The organism is Aliinostoc maniaoense, from assembly GCF_058172895.1.
In genome coordinates this window covers 3,017,289-3,034,085 of the sequence record NZ_CP187952.1, presented here as the reverse complement: position 1 = coordinate 3,034,085, position 16,797 = coordinate 3,017,289, and the positions used below count along the sequence as shown (strand labels likewise).

Below are 16,797 nucleotides of genomic sequence, written 5' to 3'. Positions count from 1 at the left end.
AAGGAGTGACTGACATGGTAATACAAGTCTATCGTAAGTTGGGAATAGACAAGCGATCGCCACAATTGAACCCTAAATTTGCAATTGCTTTTAGCTATTATTTCTGGGGTAGAATTGTAGGCGATAGCGATACAAAGCTACAGGTTGAGAACCTGCTTTAAAATAATCTGGATCTTGGGGTGACAGATAAACAGCAGTAACTTGATCTGCCTCAATTGCTGGATTGTTTGTAGCTAATTGATGATAAGCTGTAGTAGATTCAACTGAATTTAAATAAGGTACAGAACTACCTTTAAATAGTTGTTGAAATACTTCTGTAGTAATGAATTTACCATCTGCCGTATTTTCTGTAGCGCGTGCCGTGACAATTGAAATTAGTTGACGTTCTGAATTTAAAAATGTAATTTGACGATTAGGAGAATCGGGGTCAGTTTTGACTGATAATACTGTGTCATCTCCTAAATATGCCCTGGCTAAATTTAAGCTATTAAAGGCTCTATCTGCAATGATATTTTGCTGATTTTTACTGATAATAGGGATAAATTTTAAGGCAGAATTAGGTTGAGTTTCGGGAATAAACCGGACTAAAAAACTGATAGTTTGGTTGAGTTGTTGACGATTGCTTTCAAATCCAGGTGTAACAATTTCTGGTGCTAAAGGTGCAGCTAAATCTACCAATGTGCTTTTAACTTCCCACGTTCCCGCCATCCATTGTGGGTAAATTAAATCTCCTTTTGCTGGTTTTACAGAGGTTAATTTTTCCCACTGCGGAAAGTTCGCCAAGCGTTCGGATAATTCGCCTGCTATAGCATGATTAGTCCATCCACATAAACAGGAAAAGATGAAAAAAATCATCAAAATTAATTTCATTTTTATGATTATATAATTTGGTATAAATTATTATAGATTGGATGATTATGCCTAAACTAGATATTATTCATAATGCCGTCAAAAGCGCACTGATTAATGATGGCTGGACAATTACTGACGACCCTTACATTATTGAGTATGGAAAAATAAAGCTTTATGCTGATTTAGGTGCGGAAAGAACTATGGTGGCTGAACGTGATGGAAATAAGATTGTAGTCGAAGTGAAAAGTTTTATTGGGACTTCTAAATTACAAAATTTTAAAGAAGCTCTTGGTCAATACGATATGTACCGTTATCTCCTGGAGGCAACTGCCCCACACCATAAATTATATCTGGCGGTGAGTGCGATCGCTTACAAAGCCTTTTTTATTCAAGACGTAATTCAATAGACCTCTTGCACGAATAATTGAACAATCCTAATACATAACTTCAAGAGTTATTTTCCTGCGTTCTTCTTTGCGTCTTTGCGCCTACCGCAAGCGGAACGCCAAGGGCGAATGCGTGAGCTTTTAAACAATCTTGTTAGCAACACCAAAGTATTTATGCAAGAAGTCTAATTAATATTAAATAGACATCAACTTCCCCTAATTGTGGTAGACACAGAAAAAGAGGAGATTGTGCAATGGATAAACTAATAGAGTATCCCAAATTAATCAAGCAAATATTGAATGAGTATGTAGAATTGTGTAATCATCAGTCTAAGCGCGATATAGAAACTTTCTTAATTACTGATGAGCAACATGGACACTATATCTGGATGAATCTTGGTTGGCAGAATGGAGAACGAGTAACGGGGATAACCGTCTACGTTCGTATTCGGAATGGCAAATTCTGGATAGAAGAAGACTGGACAGAAGATGGTATTGCTAACGAGTTGGTTCGTGTGGGTGTCCCTAAAGAAGACATAGTCCTAGCATTTCACGAACCGCAAATGCGCCAGTACACAGAATTTGCTGTGGCTGAATCAATTAATTCTTGATGCCCTTAAACCGTTCCTTGGCTTTCTCAAAGGCTTCTTCCATGACTGTTTGAATTTTTTGGGGATCAGGTTTATTCCCACCCATTAAATCACCAAAGTAAACACAGGCTGTCTCCCCTAATGACCAAGTGTAAGCGGCTGCCCAAGAAGCTGCGATCGCACTCCCGAAACCTGGTATAAATTTAACTAACTCCCTACCAATGGCCTGGGCTAAAAAACCACCAGCGATCGCACTTACCATACCACCAGCTTGGGATGGTGACAAGTTCTGCCCATAAAGTTTGCCCAACAGCGTCACCATAGACACTTGCAAAGCCGTCAATACAGGCATAGTAGCAAAGGGTAATGGTACAGCAGCTACAGTCGCCGCCATGACTGCAAATGATAAGGTGTAACGTCTACCGACATCGCGGTAAATATTCCCTAGTTTTTCCGCCGCTTGTTTATCTAATAACTGATAAATTGCCTGTGCTTCTGCTTCAGGAAGTAATTCGGCTAGACTATCCCGCAGTGCATCCAAGCCGTAAAATACAGGATTATACCCATCTTCCTCTAAGGTAAAGTCAATCAGCACCGAGCGATCGTATAGTCCCGCAAATGCTGCTTGCATCGCCGTAAAAGCCCGATTTACCTCCTCATAGTCGGGGGGATAAACTGGATGGTCAACAATACTAGGCGGATAAATTTCATGTAAACAAGTAACTGCCAATAAACAGGGAATTTCTGGATATTTTTGCCGTAATTGTTGAGCAATTTGACGCAGGGTATCAGTGGCAAAGTCATTAATTTTTACTGTCAAAATTAAGACTCTGGCGCGTGTAGTTGCCTGTTGTAAATCTCCCAGTAATTCTTGAATAATCCCCTCAGTTTCTTGGTTGATATCTCCTAATCCCACTGTATCCGTAAAAATCAGCAAGGGTAGTTCAGGAGAAGGGTAAGCATAGCGTTCAGTGTGTTGTGTGTGGGGACGATATCCCTGTCCGACAATTTCCGCCGAAACCCCTGTTAGTCCTCGGACAATGGAACTTTTCCCAGCTTGGGGTTTACCAATTAATAAAGCTTCTGTCGTTGGTAGTTCCTTGCGGACTCTCTCTAAAATCTCTGTAACTTCAGTTTCACTAACGCTAAACCACTGCACTAGGTTCTGTGCAACTTGGTCTACAGGTAAGCGTTGCATTAGGCCTGTTGTTGTCTTGCTCCAGACACTAGTTAGGCGATTTGTCCAAGAATTTGGTTTAACCATCGTAAGTAATTCGTAATTCGTAATGGGCTGCGCCCCGCTCCGCTAACGTAATTCGTAATTTTTAAATTTTTCGATTAAGTAGCCTTATCTCACTTTTTCCCCATTCCCTGGTAGGGAAGGGGGTTAGGGGGTTAGGTTTCACGTTAGCTTCTGCACATAACGTAAAAATTCACGTAGCCTTACATATAATTTTGCCGTTAATTGAGGAGAAAGGCTAATGTTTGGGATTGCATTAAAAAACCGGGGTAATTAAGCACTATCAAGGATATACACCTGAAATATGCTTAAGTCATCCGGTTTTTATCAGTTATCAAAACTAAATGTTAAAAAGCTCCAATTCTACCTACAATGACATAGATGGTCTTGAGAATTAGATGTAAATCGTATAGTGGATGCCAATTGTTTTGATAACGTAGGTCTAGTTCCACTATTTGCTCAAAATCTTTAACTTGCGATCGCCCATTTACTTGCCATTCACCGGTTAATCCTGGCTTGACGTTTAAACGTTGCCAATGGCGGCTGTTATACTTTGCTACTTCATCAGCTGTGGGTGGACGTGTTCCCACTAGACTCATATCACCCATGAGAACATTCCAAAACTGGGGTAGTTCGTCTAAACTGGTGCTACGCAAAAACCGTCCTACTTTGGTAACGCGGAAATCATTCTTGTTTTTAAAGATCAGTCCATTAGCTTCGTTATCTACTAAAGATTTCAGGTTCTCCGCATCGTTAACCATCGAACGGAATTTCCAAATCCGAAAGGGACGGCCATACACTCCATAGCGTTCTTGAGAGAACAGAATCGCACCGGGACTATCAAGTTTAATGGCGATGGCGATCGGCACAAACATGATAGCAAAAATCATCAGTCCTACCAGACTGCCTACAATATCTAGACAACGTTTGAACCTTGACTGTACTGATGGGTGTTCTGCAAAGTCTAATACCCACTCTTTATAAGTATGAGGTTCTGAGATTCTTTGTACAGGTGTTTGATACATAGTACATTCTCTAGCCGAATGTTTAGGAACATATGGTAGTATTACTGATTTTCTCTCAAGAGATAAACATCACACCACGTCAAACCCCATATTTTAAGGTATATTTACTTAATCTTCATCTAAGTTCAGGGGATCATAAAGTTATATGAATTTAAGATAAAGAGAGATAAATATATCTCATCGAGGATGATTAGCACAGATTAATATGTGTAAAACAATTCACTCAAGCGCAAAATTGCTGCTAGTGCCAGCTAAAAAGTTAATTTTGATGCGTAAGTAAGTTCCTTGTAGCGTCACTTATCTAGATTGAAAGTACTTAGAGACAACTTGAAGCAGTTAGTTGAGGTATGCGAAATTCTTAAGCAACCCACCTGTAACAGAGTGGAGACAGTAAGTTCAGTCAGCTTATTGTTAATAATCGAGATATTTTTAAATTTATCCCGGCTGTATCTTTACAAATAAATAGGAGTTCTCTAGTTAAATTACAGAAAATAAAAAATTAAAGCCAACTACAAAATCTATAAATTAAATTGCCAAAATGCGTCTATCTTCCGCCAGAAGAACAACAAACAAAGCAGAAATATTATTACTACAGCCATAATATTAAGCTGTATTTAGCAAATTAAATTACTTACTTATTATGGAAGTTTAATTACTAAAATGCTCTCTCACAATCAGGGTACTCAAAACATGATTTCAACTGGGATAGAAGTCAAAATTAACCGCCTAGAATCCATTGTTGAGCAAATTGGAGAAGCTGTACTCTCTACAACTGAAACAATTGAACGCCTAGCAGATAGATTGGACAATCTAAGTTGTCAAGTTGAAGCCCAAGGCAAACAATTACAGCAGCAAGGATATCAAATTTTTGCATTGTGTGATGCTATCCAAAGTCTCGCGGAATCACAGGATGATTCGTTACAAAGATTAACTCAACTCACCCAAACTTTAGATAAGTTAACTTCATTAATTCAGGGATTAGATGAAGAAGCGTAGGGAGGCAGGGGAGCAGGGGAGCAGGGGAGCAGGGGAGCAGGGGAGCAGGGCAGCAGGGGGAGACAAGGGAGACAAGGGGGACAAGGGAAGGGGGACAAGGGAGAAAAAAATACAATAATGCCCAATGCCCAAAAATTAAACCTTTAATTGCGTGACGGCAATATTACCGGAGAAACAAACATCTACATCACTTCCCGGAGTGCGATCGCGTTTGCCATATTCGCCGACATAATAAAAATCATCACCATCAATACGATAGTTGACTGGTAAAGGTTTATTACAAGGTTGACAAAATACTATCTCCGGTTCTGGTTCTCCTGGTTGGAGATGGGGTAAATTCACATTCCAAAAACATCCCGCTTCTAGGGGACGATGGAGTAAATCAGCTAACACTTCGATAGTTAACTGAGCTGCAAACTCCCAATCAAAATTTCGCTTCGCTTTACGATAGTGAGAAATAGCAATACCGGGGATACCGTGCATAGCAGCTTCTCTCACAGCGGCCACAGTCCCGGAAATGTAAGCATCAACCCCTAAGTTACCGCCAGCGTTGATTCCCGATAAGACAAATTTGGTATCTACACACAACTGCGTTAAAGCAATTCTGACACAATCAGCCGGAGTACCTGCGATCGCATACTCAAACTCAGAACGCTTTTGCAGGTTAATTGGACGAGTGGTAGTCACTTGATGACCACAACCAGATTGATGATGCTTGGGTGCAGCAATAATAACTTTTTTACCATTGACAGCCTGAGCTAAAGCTTTAATTCCTGGAGCATCAATACCGTCATCGTTAGTTAAAATTATGGACATAATAATAATTCGTAATTCGTAATTAATTAAAAGGATAGATACAGTAGCCGGCCGATATATTAGGAAATCACCTGTAACCTGCTACACTAACTTTGTTCAGTGCTGTCCCATGCAGTTAGAAAGTCCCAGTCTTCATCTTCTTCTTGACTTTCACTATATTGATTACTAAGTTCTTTTCCTTGCAATAAATTTTCATAGTCGCCTGATTCTACCCATTTCAAAAGTTCCGAGGCTCTCATGACTGTCCAGGGTAGGAGATGTTCCATAAAGCTAAAAGTCTTAGCAAATTGACCTAAACTATCAAGATTATTAAATTCAAAAGCACGAGCTTGGGTTACAAAGTCATTAATTGTATCTTCATTTAAATATTCTTGAGGTAAGCCACCCAATTTCATCAAAGCAGTAATTGCCACATCTAGATTTTGACACGCCAATAAACCAGCGCGATCGGCGGTAAATTTGGCCATGATTATCCAGTTGTATAAAGCAATTTCTATACCATTAGCAGCTAATCCACCCATCCCCAATGTTGTACTACTAATTAAGTTCTTCACCACCGGCATCACATGAGCCATTTGCTGGTATGCCAAGTATTTACCTTTAATGCGTGCAACTTCGTGTCCAAACACAAATAACAATTCATCATGGGAAAGCCATTCCATTCCTTCCAGATTAATCCCTACTACTGGCTTTTCTACTCCCACAGCATAGGCTTTAATGTATCCCGTACCACGAAACAGGAACAGTTCGGGAATGGGAGTAATATCAAGGATCTTACAGGTTTCTACAAAAGCATCATAAAGACTGGGAAAGTTACGAGGCGTAACTTTAAATTCACCGCCAGTGATTTGCATCCGCAGTAATTTATCAATGCCATACTCATTGACCTTTTTCAACAATAAAGGTAATACTGGCGTTTTCTCTAAAGCCACCAAGGCTTTGTGGTCAAATGGATGCTCATAAAACTCTGTTTTCAACCCGGAGAATTGTTTTTTTGCCATAGGTTTGTGTATTTAGCACAATAAAATTTAATATAAACTCACAACTATTTAGTCAAGATATCAGAAAGAGGATCTCAGAAGATGATGAGCGATCGCGCTTCTTTTTGATTGCAGTTCATTACTCTGGGTATTTTAAAATCATACAAAGTGACAGTTGCGACACAAGCATCTTAGATGTAAAATACGACAAAAGCGATTTATGCGACATAAGCGACAGAAACAAGAGGTTAGTAGTGGGGAACAAGAACAGTTTTTAACCACTAACGAAATAGCCGAGATTCTGCGAGTGCATCAGAGAACGGTGCAAAGATGGATCTCTGCCAATAGGTTAAAAGCAACAAAAGTAGGGCCAAAAATCTTGAGAGTTCGTAGGCAAGATTTTGATGAGTTCCTCGCAGGTCAAAATCAAGATCACCAAGAAGAAACAAAAATTTAGATGGCTACAGGAATACCTAGTAAACTCAAACGCAACAGTCTTTTAAAAAAAAATAATAGTCTCTCCTTCAGGTTAGAGTATGAAGGAAAACTACCAGTTGAAGATATTTTGAATATTTCTCCAGCACAGTTGTGTTGTGTTGCTAGTGTAGAGAAACAGCCCAGAAATCGATTAATTTACGGCGAAAATTTAAGAGTTTTAAGAACCTTATTAGATGACGTTAATATTGCTGGAAATGTTAAGTTAATCTACATTGATCCACCTTATGCCACGGGTGCTGATTTTGAATCTAGAAAACAGAATCATGCTTATCATGATGTCATGAATGGGGCTAATTATTTAGAATTTTTGCGTCAACGGCTAATTTTGCTGAGAGAGTTAATGTCCGAGGATGGTTCTATCTACGTCCATCTAGATGATAATATGGCTTTCCCTGTCAAGGTATTGATGGATGAAATTTTTGGATATAAGAATTTCCGCAATTGGATCACAAGGAAGAAATGTAATCCCAAGAACTATACACGGAAGCAATACGGCAATATTTCAGACTATATTTTGTTTTATACAAAAAGCGAAAGTTATGTGTGGAATCAAGCCTTTGAAGCTTGGACAGACGGTACTGCTAAGAAAGAATACCAATACATAGAAGCAGAAACAGGAAGACGTTATAAAAAAGTTCCTATTCATGCACCAGGAACAAGAAATGGTGCTACTGGCAAACCGTGGCGAGGAATGCTTCCCCCTCCTGGTAAACACTGGCAGTATACACCTGAAACCCTAGATGAAATGGATGCTAGAGGTGAAATTTATTGGTCTCCTACAGGTAATCCCAGAAGAAAAGTTTATCTCGATAATAGTAAAGGCATTCCAGTTCAGGATATTTGGTTGGATTTCAAAGATGCCCATAATCAAAATATCAAGATTACAGGGTATCCAACTGAAAAGAACTCAGAAATGCTCAAGCGGATTATTCTTGCCTCTTCTCATCCAGGAGATATTGTATTAGATGCTTTTGCTGGAAGTGGTACAACAATTGCAGTTGCAGAAGAGCTAGAAAGGCAATGGATAGGTATAGATAATTCCCTATTGGCAATAGAAACTACAGTTCATCGCCTAGCTCAAGGTACTGAAGTTATGGGCGACTTTATTAATAGCAATAGCACTCAGATCAAACAACAATCCTTATTAGATACTAATAGAGTTTTACGCAGTGGACTTGATTTATATGTGGAGATAGCCCCAGATTTACAAAGTATTCCAGAAACCTCTATTCAGGAGTGGCATAGTAAACTTAACTTTCAAGCCAATCTTTGGTAAACCTTTCATCTAGCATTTTGAGAGTACATACCATAACTCTTCCTTTGCCATAGTTTTCTAAAGCAGCATAGTCATTCCACATAGAACCGAGTGTAAGTCCCGGCCCATCATTGAGAAAAAATACTTTTAGAGGTAAATCATAAGTATCAGCATATCTCAGAATGTCCGTCACTTTATCTCGGTTGCCACCTATACGATCATCCTCTTGCGCTCCTCCTCGATCTGAATCATAACGGGCAAAGCCTATAACTAGTGGCGTTCCATCATGACGAGAAATAACAATGTCTGCTGGTGTTTTTGCATCCCAATCTGGCAAAACTTCATTCAGCATTACATCTCTACCAGCACGCACTGGGCCTTGAATCGAGTAATCCGAACTAAAATTGGACTCAAACCATAAAAAGAACGCTTCCGTTAGTTCGTATCCTTTCTGTCCTCGGCTTTTATACTCCATAAGAATAGCCATGAGTGCTTCATCAGGATTGGGACGGCTTGCCAAGTTAGCTCTAACTTCCTCTATGTTTCTAAATCTATGTCCATAGTCTGCAATAACGTTTGGGATTTTCTTCTTAACCTTTAACATCTCAACAGACGTGTCTGGTGATACATATTTGCGAAAAATCCTTAATAGCTGAGTTCGGGATGGATTTGGTTTCTCAGCAATACTTATCAGCAAATCAGCCGAGCTGTTAGCCAGATAAGCTAACTCTGTAAACTGATCTATAACACTGCTATAAATAGTTTTGGCTTCATCAAGATAGTCGGGATAGAATGGGGAGTCAATAAAAGTAATGTATTGAGAAGCCCTGCTTTTATATTCACCAAATGAGGTCAAGGGGTATCTCCTTAAATATAATCTAATCTTGGGAGCAGCAGGTTAACTGACTAACCAATTGTCAGATTAATCCGTGGAAGAGGTGATTTTGACATAAGTTATATAGTATTTTTGGTGCTAGTCGGTATTATAGGATCATCAAATGAAACAGCTCCTCAACCAAGTTTTTAGGATGAAGCAAGTCCTCATCCGGCTAATTTTACCTTTGCTGGCGGTGATTTTAGCTTCTTCATTATTTGCCACCTCTGCATTAGCTACGGGTGTTTATCAAATCCCCAACTTGACAGATGGCGATCCTACCTGGGTTGTAGACCAAGGTGAAGTTATCAGCCGCATCAATGAAGGTCAAATTAGCAGTAGCTTCGATGACTTAGCCAAGAAAACTGGTAACGAAGTCAGATTTGTGACTATTCGCCGCTTCGATTACGGAGAAACTCCAGAAACCTTTGCTCAAGCACTGTTTGAGAAATGGTTTCCGACTCCAGAAGCCCAAGCTAATCAAACTTTGTTAGTGTTGGATACAGTGACTAACGGCACAGCAATTATTTCTGGGGATCAAGTCAAATCTCTGCTGACAGATGAGATTGCTAAGAGCGTCGCTGAAGAAACATTAGCTGCACCGTTACGGGATGGTAACAAATATAATCAGGCATTTTTGGATGCTAGCGATCGCCTAGTTGCAGTTCTCTCCGGTGAACCTGATCCTGGCCCTCCCCAAATCACTGACAATATACAAGTAGAAGGCACATTTAAAAAAGCCGAAGAAACTGATCAAGGTAACGCTACAGCTTGGGTAGTAGGACTATTAATCGCTGCCACAATTATTCCCATGGCCACCTACTATATCTATTTAGCAGTACAACCATCATCGGAAGGTTAATTAGGGAATGGGGACTGGGGACTGGGGAGGGGGCAGGGGGCAGGGAGCAGGGGGTGTAGGGGGAGACAAGGTAGACAAGGGAGGGGGGAGTGTGGGGAGAGAGGGGAGTGTGGGGGGAAAGATTTGTTTTCCACCATCCCACACCTCCCACACCAAGCACACCAAGCACACCCTGCGCCATTCCCAATACCCAATGCCCAATGCCCAATGCCCTAATCTTGAATATACTCTTGCCCTGTGACTAAAGCCACTTCAGCGCGGACAAATTCACGCCCTAAGTAAGCTGCGTGGTCTAGCTGACTAACAGGACAGGGCTGAGTTTCTTCAAAAACACGGACACATAGTTCCTTGGCTGTTCTACCGCTATATACTGTTGTGTGGGTGCGTTGTACTTTCCCCTTCGCAGGAATTACTTTTCCTGTTTCTGGATCTACAGCTAAACCACGGTCATCAATGACGTTTGTAAAATGTTTGGCGTAAATTAAACCCTCTGCCCTATCCAAATAGATAATGAAATATCCATAGGGATCAAGGTCAATGTGACGCTGGGAAAGTTTATCATCAATTGCTGCTAAATCTTCTAGGATCAAATCCATAATCGGTCTCAAAACTAAATTTATGTATTTAGAGTTTTTACACTACATAACAAGTGTAAATCTTTCTTAGCTAATAGTTACCAATTAACAACTCAGCTTTGAAATTACACCCACGGTTTTGACTGTTGGCAGTTGCCAGATGACAGTCAGCATTTAAAAGCCTTTTATGGATTTTGTTTACTAAAAGGTAACTCTGCATTAATCGCGTCGATTTCCTGCTGTTCTAGTTGATTTACTTCATTAATGTAGGGAAGTAAGATTTGTGCTAGACGACCATGATAAAATCTATGCAAACTGTAATTAGGTTTAGCAGGGAAACCACGACGTTTTTTATGTCTCCCGCCTGCACCGGGATCAAATGATTGGATGCCGTTAGCGATCGCCCAATCAATCGGTGCATAATAGCAAGCATCAAAATGTAAGCAATCGATTTCTTGAAAGCTACCCCAATAGCGTCCATATAATCTATCCTCTTTAAACAAACAAAAAGACATACCCACAGGGTGACGTTCATCTTGTTCGCTATAGGCAGCAAAAAATACTACTCGGTGGCGATAATTATGATGTAAATCCTCAAAAAATTGTTTGGTTAAATATTTACTGCCCCACCAACCGAACTTATCGCAAGTATCAGCATAAAATTGATACATTAATGGAAACAAAGATTTAGGAATATCATCACCAGTAACAGGTTGTAGTTTTAACCCTACTTTTTCTACTGCTTTGCGTTCTCGCTTAATATTGCGACGCTGGTTAGCATTAAATACAGCCAAATAATCCTCGAAATTCTGAAAGCCTAAATTTTCCCAAATGTAACTATGGTGTAACCAAGGGGTAAACCCCGTTTGTGTCAACACTGGTCGCCATGCGGGATCAACATAGAGAAAATGACAGCCTGAAATGCGATTTTTGATACAAAAAGCATCAATTTCATGTACCATCATCGCTGTAATTTCTTGCTCATCTTCCCCTGGCGCAATTAAAAACCGATAGCCTTCGGCTGGGGTAAAAGGAGTCATACCCAGCATTTTTGGGTAATATTGGACACCGATACGTTCTGCTAACTCTGCCCACTGATGATCAAAGACAAATTCGCCATAACTATGACCTTTGAGATACAAAACAGCAGCACCAATTAGGGTTTTATCTCGCCACAGTGTCAAGTGATTGGGTAGCCAACCAGTTTTGGCGGTAGCACTTTGAGAATGTTCCAGATTATGCAGCCAATCCCACTCTAAAAAAGGAGTTTTGAGGGGTAAAGCTAAAGCATCCCAAGCTGCTTTGGGGACTTCGGCGACTTTATTGATCCAAACGCTAGAATAACGCGGTTTGAGTTGTTCCATTGTTAGGGAATGGTATGGGGAATGGGGACTGGGGAATGGGAGCAGGGGGCAGGGGGCAGGGGGAGACAAGGGAGGCAGGGGGCAGGGGGCAGGGAGCAGGGAGGCAGGGGAGGCAGGGGAGAAATATTTACCCCAATGCCCAATGCCCAATGCCCAATGCCCAATGCCCAATGCCCAATGCCCAATGCCCAATGCCCAATGCCCAATGCCCAATGCCCAATCAATAGCCTAATCTAATCTACTGATCGTTGTAGACGATAATGGAGAAAAACTTCTTGGTCAATGGTTTTCACTTCTAGAAGTTGTAACCGAGGAGCTAATTTTGACAGAAATCCTTGACCGTCTACAGGTGTTGGTGCGGTTTGACCACCTAAAATCAATGGGCAGACAGTCAGCCATAATTCATCTATTAAATCTAATTCCAGCATAGAAGCTACCAATGCTCCACCACCCAATACTGCCAAGCGTGTTATATGTAAAGAGTCCAAATATTGGCAAGCAGCAATAGGATCTATTTGACCTGTTGAGGTTTCAAAAACTAAAATCTGGTCAAATTCGCTTCTTCCTTGCCAAAATTGTGCGCCTGCTGTCGTGGTGAATAACCAACGTTTAATTGACTGTTGAAAAAACTTAATTTCCGGATTAAGCTCACCTGAATGTGTAATAACTATATGAATCGGCTGTTGAGGTTTACCCTCTTGTTGTCGATGTTCTAAAAGCATCGGCTGTGATATTGTCAGTGTTGTACCGTAGGCGCGGAGAGTGCCTGCACCCAATAACACCGCATCGGCGGCAGCAATCTGTTGTTCTAAATGGGTTTTGTCAACATTTGAGCCAAATCGAGCAGGCGATCGCCTAAAATCTGCTATTTTGCCATCTGCACTCATTGCTAAAACTACTGTCGTATGCGGACGATGTTGCACCATTGGGTTGGGTTGCTGGTCGGGTTATTTAACTTACTAGTACATGATGGCAGAAATTAACAAGCAGGGGGCAAGGAAGAAAAGCCACATCAAAAGAATGGGGTTTCTCTAGTGCTGTCTTTTGCCTCTGGTTTGTGATCAAAATCCCTTTTACTCAATGAGTAGCAAGCTACGACATCATTAAAAAGTTAATTAAAATTCTGTTGTAATTCTGCCCAACGATACTTGATAAATATGTACCACAAGTCCATCTCACATCTACCCACTACAATTTCTGGTATAGGACATTGCTTTTTGTTGATGAAATCTTTGATAACTTTGGGGGCTGATTAGAAAGTGCGGATAAATTCATAAAATATCTGCTCTAGCTTGTTTATTTATATATCTCGGCTGTTGTGGTTTTGCAGTTGTGAAGTGAGACGCTCGATGGCTAATCCCCGTCAATCATCCTTTAGACGTATTTTAGTAACAAGAATTTTGTTGCTGTTTGTGCCTGTTTTATTTCTTGGGCAAATAGCAGCTTTGAATAAGGCACGTTCTAGCTTATTGAAAACAGCTCGTCAAAATTTAACAGATAGTGCTGTGATCAAGGGGGAGAAGATTTTAAATGCGATCGCTAATCTTAAAACTAATGTATTACTCGCTAGTCGCACGACGGTAATTCAGTCAGGAACACCACAGGAAATTCAAGAGTTTCTGACTGAACTAACACAACAACTACCCAACTACGTCGAGTGTTTACAGTTAACTAATTTACAAAATCACCATGTTGTGGCCAGTAGTTGTAGTCATCCAGGCATTGCCAAGATTACCCTACCTTTACCTGGTGAGGCGGTAGATATTAGAACTGTGCCACCGCCCAAGCCAGGAACTACCGGTCAAAGAAAACCCCAACAACAGTTAGAATTAGTGCTGTTAGCACCTGTTTACAATGGCTCTGGGCAATTGCGGTATGCTTTGAGTTTGCAATCAGCCTTATACGAACAAACTAAAAATAAACCAGGATCGCTGACTGGTTCAACTCTAGTCATTGCTGAAGACGGAACGATATTAGCGCACCCCTTAGCAGAATTGGTGGGAACTAATATCAGAGAACACCCAGATGCGCCTCAACTCAAAAGTATTGTCAAAAATGCGATCGCAGGTAAAAAAGAGTCCATCAATTTACATTTTCGAGATGGCAGAGAATTAGTCGCAGGTTATACAGCCATCAATGATCCCATCACCACACACAAACCACAAAAATGGGTAGTGCTGGCAGTCACAACCGTAGATAATGCCCTATTAGGGTTAGAAGAAATCAAATTGATTTTGATTGTTTTAACCGTGGGCTTAATTGGTGCTAGTTTATTAGCATCTTTATATTTAGCTCCCTACTTAGCTAGACCTGTAGAAGCATTACGCGACTACGCCTTAAATATTCACAGTCACCACGCAGCTAATCCAGTCCCCCATAACTTTCAAATTCGGGAGTTTAATCAGCTATCCCAAGCATTAGACCAAATGGTTGATCGCCTCAAAGCATGGGCGGAAGAAATAGAAATTGCTTGGAAAGAAGCCAAAACTGCTAATCAAATTAAAAGTCAATTTTTAGCGACAACTTCCCACGAATTACGTAATCCACTCAACATTATTATCAACTCTATCCGGTTTGTGAAAGATGATATGTGTGATAGCCGGGAAGAGGAACTAGAGTTTTTAGAACGGGCTGATGAAACGGCTATTCATTTGCTAGGAATTATTAATGATTTGCTAGATATTTCTAGAATTGAAGCTGGTAAACTCTCTGTAGTGACAGAGCCACTAGATTTAAGACAAATTCTACTAGAAGTCATTAATGTACAATCAGTTAATGTTCAACATAAAGGTTTACAACTCAAAGCTAATTTAGGGACTGAACCTCTACCAATTAAGGGAGATGCAGCGAAACTTAGACAAGTTTTAATTAATATCATTGGCAACGCTACTAAGTTTACTGATGAAGGTGGAATTAATGTTTCCACATCTTTGCATAACAGTAATGGTAAATCTCAAGTTACCGTCACTATCACAGATACAGGCTTAGGAATCGAACCATCCCAACAGCAAAAACTATTTCGTCCCTATGTCATGGTGGATGCTAATAATGCACGAAAATGTGAAGGTACAGGCTTGGGTTTAGCAATTTCCCGTAACTTAATTGAACTTATGGGCGGTACAATCACATTAGAAAGTGCTGGTCTAAATCAAGGGACTACGGTAAAGATTACTTTACCTTTGATGGAGAAAGCAAAATTGATTTCAGGAGAAGAGGAAAGTTCTCAAAATCTGGAAGTTAATCATGAAAGTGTTTATGTTCTTCATCCAGAAGAAACACCTCTCAAGGACAATGGGGTGTATGCTTCTCATCCTGAATTAATTCGTCAGCCGGTGCAGAAGTGAAATTTTGAACGCAAAGAATCGCAGAGGTTGGCGCATACCGCCAAGGGCGGAACCCGAAGGGTAGGTACGCAGAGAGTTTGTTAGGAATTGTTGAGGGTGATTAATTTACCATTTTGATTCAGGGATGTGGTAAGTGCTGAGAGAATTTTGACTAATTGTGTGCCTACTTCACCTGATGAGATTTGGGGTGGGGTGTTTTGGAGGATGGAGGTGATAAAGGTGCTGCAAACTCTTTTTAAGGGTTCTCCTGTTTGTAATTCGAGTGTTTCTTGGCTTTGATTTATTGGTAAAAATAGATGTTCTTGGCGTTGAAATTCACCGTGTAAAAGGGTTAAGGGTGATGATGGTGACATTTCATCAAATACTAAAGTACCAAGGCTACCTACGACTGCTAACCGTCTTTGTTTGTCAGGGTTTAACCAGCACAGATGAATATAAGCTTGAAACCCATCTGGGTATGTGAGTGTTACCCAGACTAAATCTGCTAAACCGGGTGGGGAGGTGTGAATTTCTTTAGTCGTCTGTTGCTGTAGCCAAACTCTACCTGTAGCTTGTACGCTGATGGGGACTTGACCTAACCAGTTATTGAAGATGGCAATATCATGGATGGCTAAATCCCATAGTGCATCAACATCTTGGCGGACAGGGCCTAAATGGGTACGGGCTGCATAACCGTAACGCAAATCACCTAATTTACCCGCTTGTACTACAGCCTTCCCTCCCTCAACGGCTGGATGGAATAAATAGGTGTGATCAACCATGAGTATTAATTGTTGCTGCTTTGCCAAGTCACACAATTCTTGACATTCTGCGGGATCAAGAGTTAAAGGCTTTTCGGCTAAAACGTGACAACCCCAGTTGAGAGCGTCTTTTACTAAAGCATAATGGGTAGTTGCAGGAGTGGCGATCGCTATTGCTGTTAATCCTGGTAATTCCTCTAAGTCTTGCCACTGAGTAGTTAAAACAACATTTTCATCTAAGTTAAATTGCTGCTTAATTACCGCCAATCTTTCTGGAAGTGGATCTACTACAGCTACTACATTTACTTGCGGCAGTGCTAAAAAATTCCGCAGTAGATGCACTCCCCAACGTCCAACCCCAATCACAGCAATGTTAATCATTAGTTATTAACCACTTGAT

At 40.6% G+C, this 16,797-nt stretch carries 20 protein-coding genes; 10 read left to right on the top strand and 10 right to left on the bottom strand.

Annotation, left to right across the window (positions count from 1 at the left end; genetic code table 11):
* Window positions 1–90: 90 nt before the first annotated feature.
* Window positions 91–855: a DUF6816 family protein gene (locus ACPZ3T_RS13370; protein WP_490276845.1), complete on the bottom strand. Its 765-nt coding sequence runs from the start codon at window positions 853–855 to the stop codon at window positions 91–93.
* Window positions 856–917: 62 nt separating this feature from the next.
* On the opposite strand from ACPZ3T_RS13370, the gene ACPZ3T_RS13365 reads away from it, so the two are divergent.
* Window positions 918–1,259, top strand: coding sequence for an element excision factor XisH family protein (locus ACPZ3T_RS13365; protein ID WP_490276844.1), 342 nt, complete (start codon window positions 918–920; stop codon window positions 1,257–1,259).
* 233 nt (window positions 1,260–1,492) lie between these two features.
* Window positions 1,493–1,849, top strand: coding sequence for a XisI protein (locus ACPZ3T_RS13360; protein ID WP_490276843.1), 357 nt, complete (start codon window positions 1,493–1,495; stop codon window positions 1,847–1,849).
* On the opposite strand, the gene ACPZ3T_RS13355 is transcribed toward ACPZ3T_RS13360, so the two are convergent.
* Both ACPZ3T_RS13355 and ACPZ3T_RS13350 read right to left on the bottom strand, forming a co-directional pair.
* Entirely contained in the window at window positions 1,839–3,092 is a 1,254-nt protein-coding gene (locus tag ACPZ3T_RS13355; RefSeq protein ID WP_490276842.1) for a GTPase family protein, read from the bottom strand. The two genes, ACPZ3T_RS13360 and ACPZ3T_RS13355, sit on opposite strands and share 11 nt — an antisense overlap.
* A 323-nt stretch (window positions 3,093–3,415) precedes the next feature.
* The gene (locus ACPZ3T_RS13350) at window positions 3,416–4,093 is read right to left on the bottom strand and encodes a sugar transferase (protein WP_490276841.1); all 678 of its coding nucleotides are present in this window, start codon (window positions 4,091–4,093) and stop codon (window positions 3,416–3,418) included.
* A gap of 690 nt (window positions 4,094–4,783) precedes the next feature.
* On the opposite strand from ACPZ3T_RS13350, the gene ACPZ3T_RS13345 reads away from it, so the two are divergent.
* Window positions 4,784–5,089: a hypothetical protein gene (locus ACPZ3T_RS13345; protein ID WP_490276840.1), complete on the top strand. Its 306-nt coding sequence runs from the start codon at window positions 4,784–4,786 to the stop codon at window positions 5,087–5,089.
* The gene (locus tag ACPZ3T_RS13340; RefSeq protein ID WP_490276839.1) at window positions 5,076–5,207 is read left to right on the top strand and encodes a hypothetical protein; all 132 of its coding nucleotides are present in this window, start codon (window positions 5,076–5,078) and stop codon (window positions 5,205–5,207) included. Before ACPZ3T_RS13345 ends, ACPZ3T_RS13340 begins: the two co-directional genes overlap by 14 nt.
* Before the next feature lie 17 nt (window positions 5,208–5,224).
* Here the strand turns inward: ACPZ3T_RS13340 and surE are convergent, their stop codons facing one another.
* Complete coding sequence (surE, locus tag ACPZ3T_RS13335; RefSeq protein ID WP_490276838.1) at window positions 5,225–5,905, bottom strand: 5'/3'-nucleotidase SurE; 681 nt, start codon at window positions 5,903–5,905, stop codon at window positions 5,225–5,227.
* A gap of 86 nt (window positions 5,906–5,991) precedes the next feature.
* Window positions 5,992–6,906: a M48 family metallopeptidase gene (locus ACPZ3T_RS13330; protein ID WP_490276837.1), complete on the bottom strand. Its 915-nt coding sequence runs from the start codon at window positions 6,904–6,906 to the stop codon at window positions 5,992–5,994.
* Between the two features lie 199 nt (window positions 6,907–7,105).
* Between ACPZ3T_RS13330 and ACPZ3T_RS13325 the strand changes: the two genes are divergently transcribed.
* Window positions 7,106–7,342 (top strand): helix-turn-helix domain-containing protein, encoded by a 237-nt coding sequence (locus ACPZ3T_RS13325; protein ID WP_490276836.1) that lies wholly within the window; start codon window positions 7,106–7,108, stop codon window positions 7,340–7,342.
* Complete coding sequence (locus ACPZ3T_RS13320; protein WP_490276835.1) at window positions 7,343–8,659, top strand: site-specific DNA-methyltransferase; 1,317 nt, start codon at window positions 7,343–7,345, stop codon at window positions 8,657–8,659.
* Here ACPZ3T_RS13320 and ACPZ3T_RS13315 read toward each other — a convergent pair.
* On the bottom strand, window positions 8,634–9,494 hold the full coding sequence (locus tag ACPZ3T_RS13315; protein ID WP_490276834.1) for a hypothetical protein: 861 nt from the start codon (window positions 9,492–9,494) through the stop codon (window positions 8,634–8,636). The two genes, ACPZ3T_RS13320 and ACPZ3T_RS13315, sit on opposite strands and share 26 nt — an antisense overlap.
* Before the next feature lie 142 nt (window positions 9,495–9,636).
* Between ACPZ3T_RS13315 and psb32 the strand changes: the two genes are divergently transcribed.
* A complete protein-coding gene (gene psb32, locus ACPZ3T_RS13310) occupies window positions 9,637–10,374 on the top strand; it encodes a photosystem II repair protein Psb32 (RefSeq protein ID WP_490276833.1) in 738 nt (245 codons plus the stop codon).
* A 7-nt stretch (window positions 10,375–10,381) separates the two neighbouring features.
* Window positions 10,382–10,615: a hypothetical protein gene (locus ACPZ3T_RS13305; protein WP_490276832.1), complete on the top strand. Its 234-nt coding sequence runs from the start codon at window positions 10,382–10,384 to the stop codon at window positions 10,613–10,615.
* Here the strand turns inward: ACPZ3T_RS13305 and ACPZ3T_RS13300 are convergent.
* Together ACPZ3T_RS13300 and ACPZ3T_RS13295 are read right to left on the bottom strand one after the other, a co-directional pair.
* On the bottom strand, window positions 10,587–10,970 hold the full coding sequence (locus ACPZ3T_RS13300; protein ID WP_490276831.1) for a DUF4346 domain-containing protein: 384 nt from the start codon (window positions 10,968–10,970) through the stop codon (window positions 10,587–10,589). The two genes, ACPZ3T_RS13305 and ACPZ3T_RS13300, sit on opposite strands and share 29 nt — an antisense overlap.
* A gap of 164 nt (window positions 10,971–11,134) precedes the next feature.
* Window positions 11,135–12,313 carry a GNAT family N-acetyltransferase gene (locus ACPZ3T_RS13295; RefSeq protein WP_490276830.1) on the bottom strand — a complete coding sequence of 393 codons (1,179 nt, stop codon included), beginning with the start codon at window positions 12,311–12,313 and terminating at the stop codon, window positions 11,135–11,137.
* 21 nt (window positions 12,314–12,334) lie between these two features.
* Here ACPZ3T_RS13295 and ACPZ3T_RS13290 point away from each other — a divergent pair, with 21 nt between their 5' ends.
* Window positions 12,335–12,550 carry a hypothetical protein gene (locus ACPZ3T_RS13290; RefSeq protein WP_490276829.1) on the top strand — a complete coding sequence of 72 codons (216 nt, stop codon included), beginning with the start codon at window positions 12,335–12,337 and terminating at the stop codon, window positions 12,548–12,550.
* Here the strand turns inward: ACPZ3T_RS13290 and ACPZ3T_RS13285 are convergent.
* Entirely contained in the window at window positions 12,547–13,239 is a 693-nt protein-coding gene (locus tag ACPZ3T_RS13285; RefSeq protein ID WP_490276828.1) for a RibD family protein, read from the bottom strand. The genes ACPZ3T_RS13290 and ACPZ3T_RS13285 overlap by 4 nt on opposite strands.
* Window positions 13,240–13,662: 423 nt before the next feature.
* On the opposite strand from ACPZ3T_RS13285, the gene ACPZ3T_RS13280 reads away from it, so the two are divergent.
* Entirely contained in the window at window positions 13,663–15,657 is a 1,995-nt protein-coding gene (locus ACPZ3T_RS13280) for a sensor histidine kinase (protein WP_490276827.1), read from the top strand.
* A gap of 80 nt (window positions 15,658–15,737) precedes the next feature.
* Here the strand turns inward: ACPZ3T_RS13280 and ACPZ3T_RS13275 are convergent, their stop codons facing one another.
* Window positions 15,738–16,778, bottom strand: coding sequence for a Gfo/Idh/MocA family protein (locus ACPZ3T_RS13275; protein WP_490276826.1), 1,041 nt, complete (start codon window positions 16,776–16,778; stop codon window positions 15,738–15,740).
* Between the last annotated feature and the right edge of the window lie 19 nt (window positions 16,779–16,797).

What these genes read in the sequence shown, in the direction of transcription:
- ACPZ3T_RS13285 (WP_490276828.1), bottom strand. Translation starts at nt 13,239, where the DNA reads ATGGTGCAACATCGTCCGCATACGACAGTAGTTTTAGCAATGAGTGCA.
- ACPZ3T_RS13340 (WP_490276839.1), top strand. Translation starts at nt 5,076, where the DNA reads ATGAAGAAGCGTAGGGAGGCAGGGGAGCAGGGGAGCAGGGGAGCAGGG.
- ACPZ3T_RS13330 (WP_490276837.1), bottom strand. Translation starts at nt 6,906, where the DNA reads ATGGCAAAAAAACAATTCTCCGGGTTGAAAACAGAGTTTTATGAGCAT.
- ACPZ3T_RS13345 (WP_490276840.1), top strand. Translation starts at nt 4,784, where the DNA reads ATGATTTCAACTGGGATAGAAGTCAAAATTAACCGCCTAGAATCCATT.
- ACPZ3T_RS13280 (WP_490276827.1), top strand. Translation starts at nt 13,663, where the DNA reads ATGGCTAATCCCCGTCAATCATCCTTTAGACGTATTTTAGTAACAAGA.
- ACPZ3T_RS13305 (WP_490276832.1), top strand. Translation starts at nt 10,382, where the DNA reads ATGGGGACTGGGGACTGGGGAGGGGGCAGGGGGCAGGGAGCAGGGGGT.
- ACPZ3T_RS13360 (WP_490276843.1), top strand. Translation starts at nt 1,493, where the DNA reads ATGGATAAACTAATAGAGTATCCCAAATTAATCAAGCAAATATTGAAT.
- ACPZ3T_RS13350 (WP_490276841.1), bottom strand. Translation starts at nt 4,093, where the DNA reads ATGTATCAAACACCTGTACAAAGAATCTCAGAACCTCATACTTATAAA.
- psb32 (WP_490276833.1), top strand. Translation starts at nt 9,637, where the DNA reads ATGAAACAGCTCCTCAACCAAGTTTTTAGGATGAAGCAAGTCCTCATC.
- ACPZ3T_RS13275 (WP_490276826.1), bottom strand. Translation starts at nt 16,778, where the DNA reads ATGATTAACATTGCTGTGATTGGGGTTGGACGTTGGGGAGTGCATCTA.
- ACPZ3T_RS13290 (WP_490276829.1), top strand. Translation starts at nt 12,335, where the DNA reads ATGGGGACTGGGGAATGGGAGCAGGGGGCAGGGGGCAGGGGGAGACAA.
- ACPZ3T_RS13365 (WP_490276844.1), top strand. Translation starts at nt 918, where the DNA reads ATGCCTAAACTAGATATTATTCATAATGCCGTCAAAAGCGCACTGATT.
- ACPZ3T_RS13295 (WP_490276830.1), bottom strand. Translation starts at nt 12,313, where the DNA reads ATGGAACAACTCAAACCGCGTTATTCTAGCGTTTGGATCAATAAAGTC.
- ACPZ3T_RS13300 (WP_490276831.1), bottom strand. Translation starts at nt 10,970, where the DNA reads ATGGATTTGATCCTAGAAGATTTAGCAGCAATTGATGATAAACTTTCC.
- surE (WP_490276838.1), bottom strand. Translation starts at nt 5,905, where the DNA reads ATGTCCATAATTTTAACTAACGATGACGGTATTGATGCTCCAGGAATT.
- ACPZ3T_RS13370 (WP_490276845.1), bottom strand. Translation starts at nt 855, where the DNA reads ATGATTTTTTTCATCTTTTCCTGTTTATGTGGATGGACTAATCATGCT.
- ACPZ3T_RS13355 (WP_490276842.1), bottom strand. Translation starts at nt 3,092, where the DNA reads ATGGTTAAACCAAATTCTTGGACAAATCGCCTAACTAGTGTCTGGAGC.
- ACPZ3T_RS13320 (WP_490276835.1), top strand. Translation starts at nt 7,343, where the DNA reads ATGGCTACAGGAATACCTAGTAAACTCAAACGCAACAGTCTTTTAAAA.
- ACPZ3T_RS13325 (WP_490276836.1), top strand. Translation starts at nt 7,106, where the DNA reads ATGCGACATAAGCGACAGAAACAAGAGGTTAGTAGTGGGGAACAAGAA.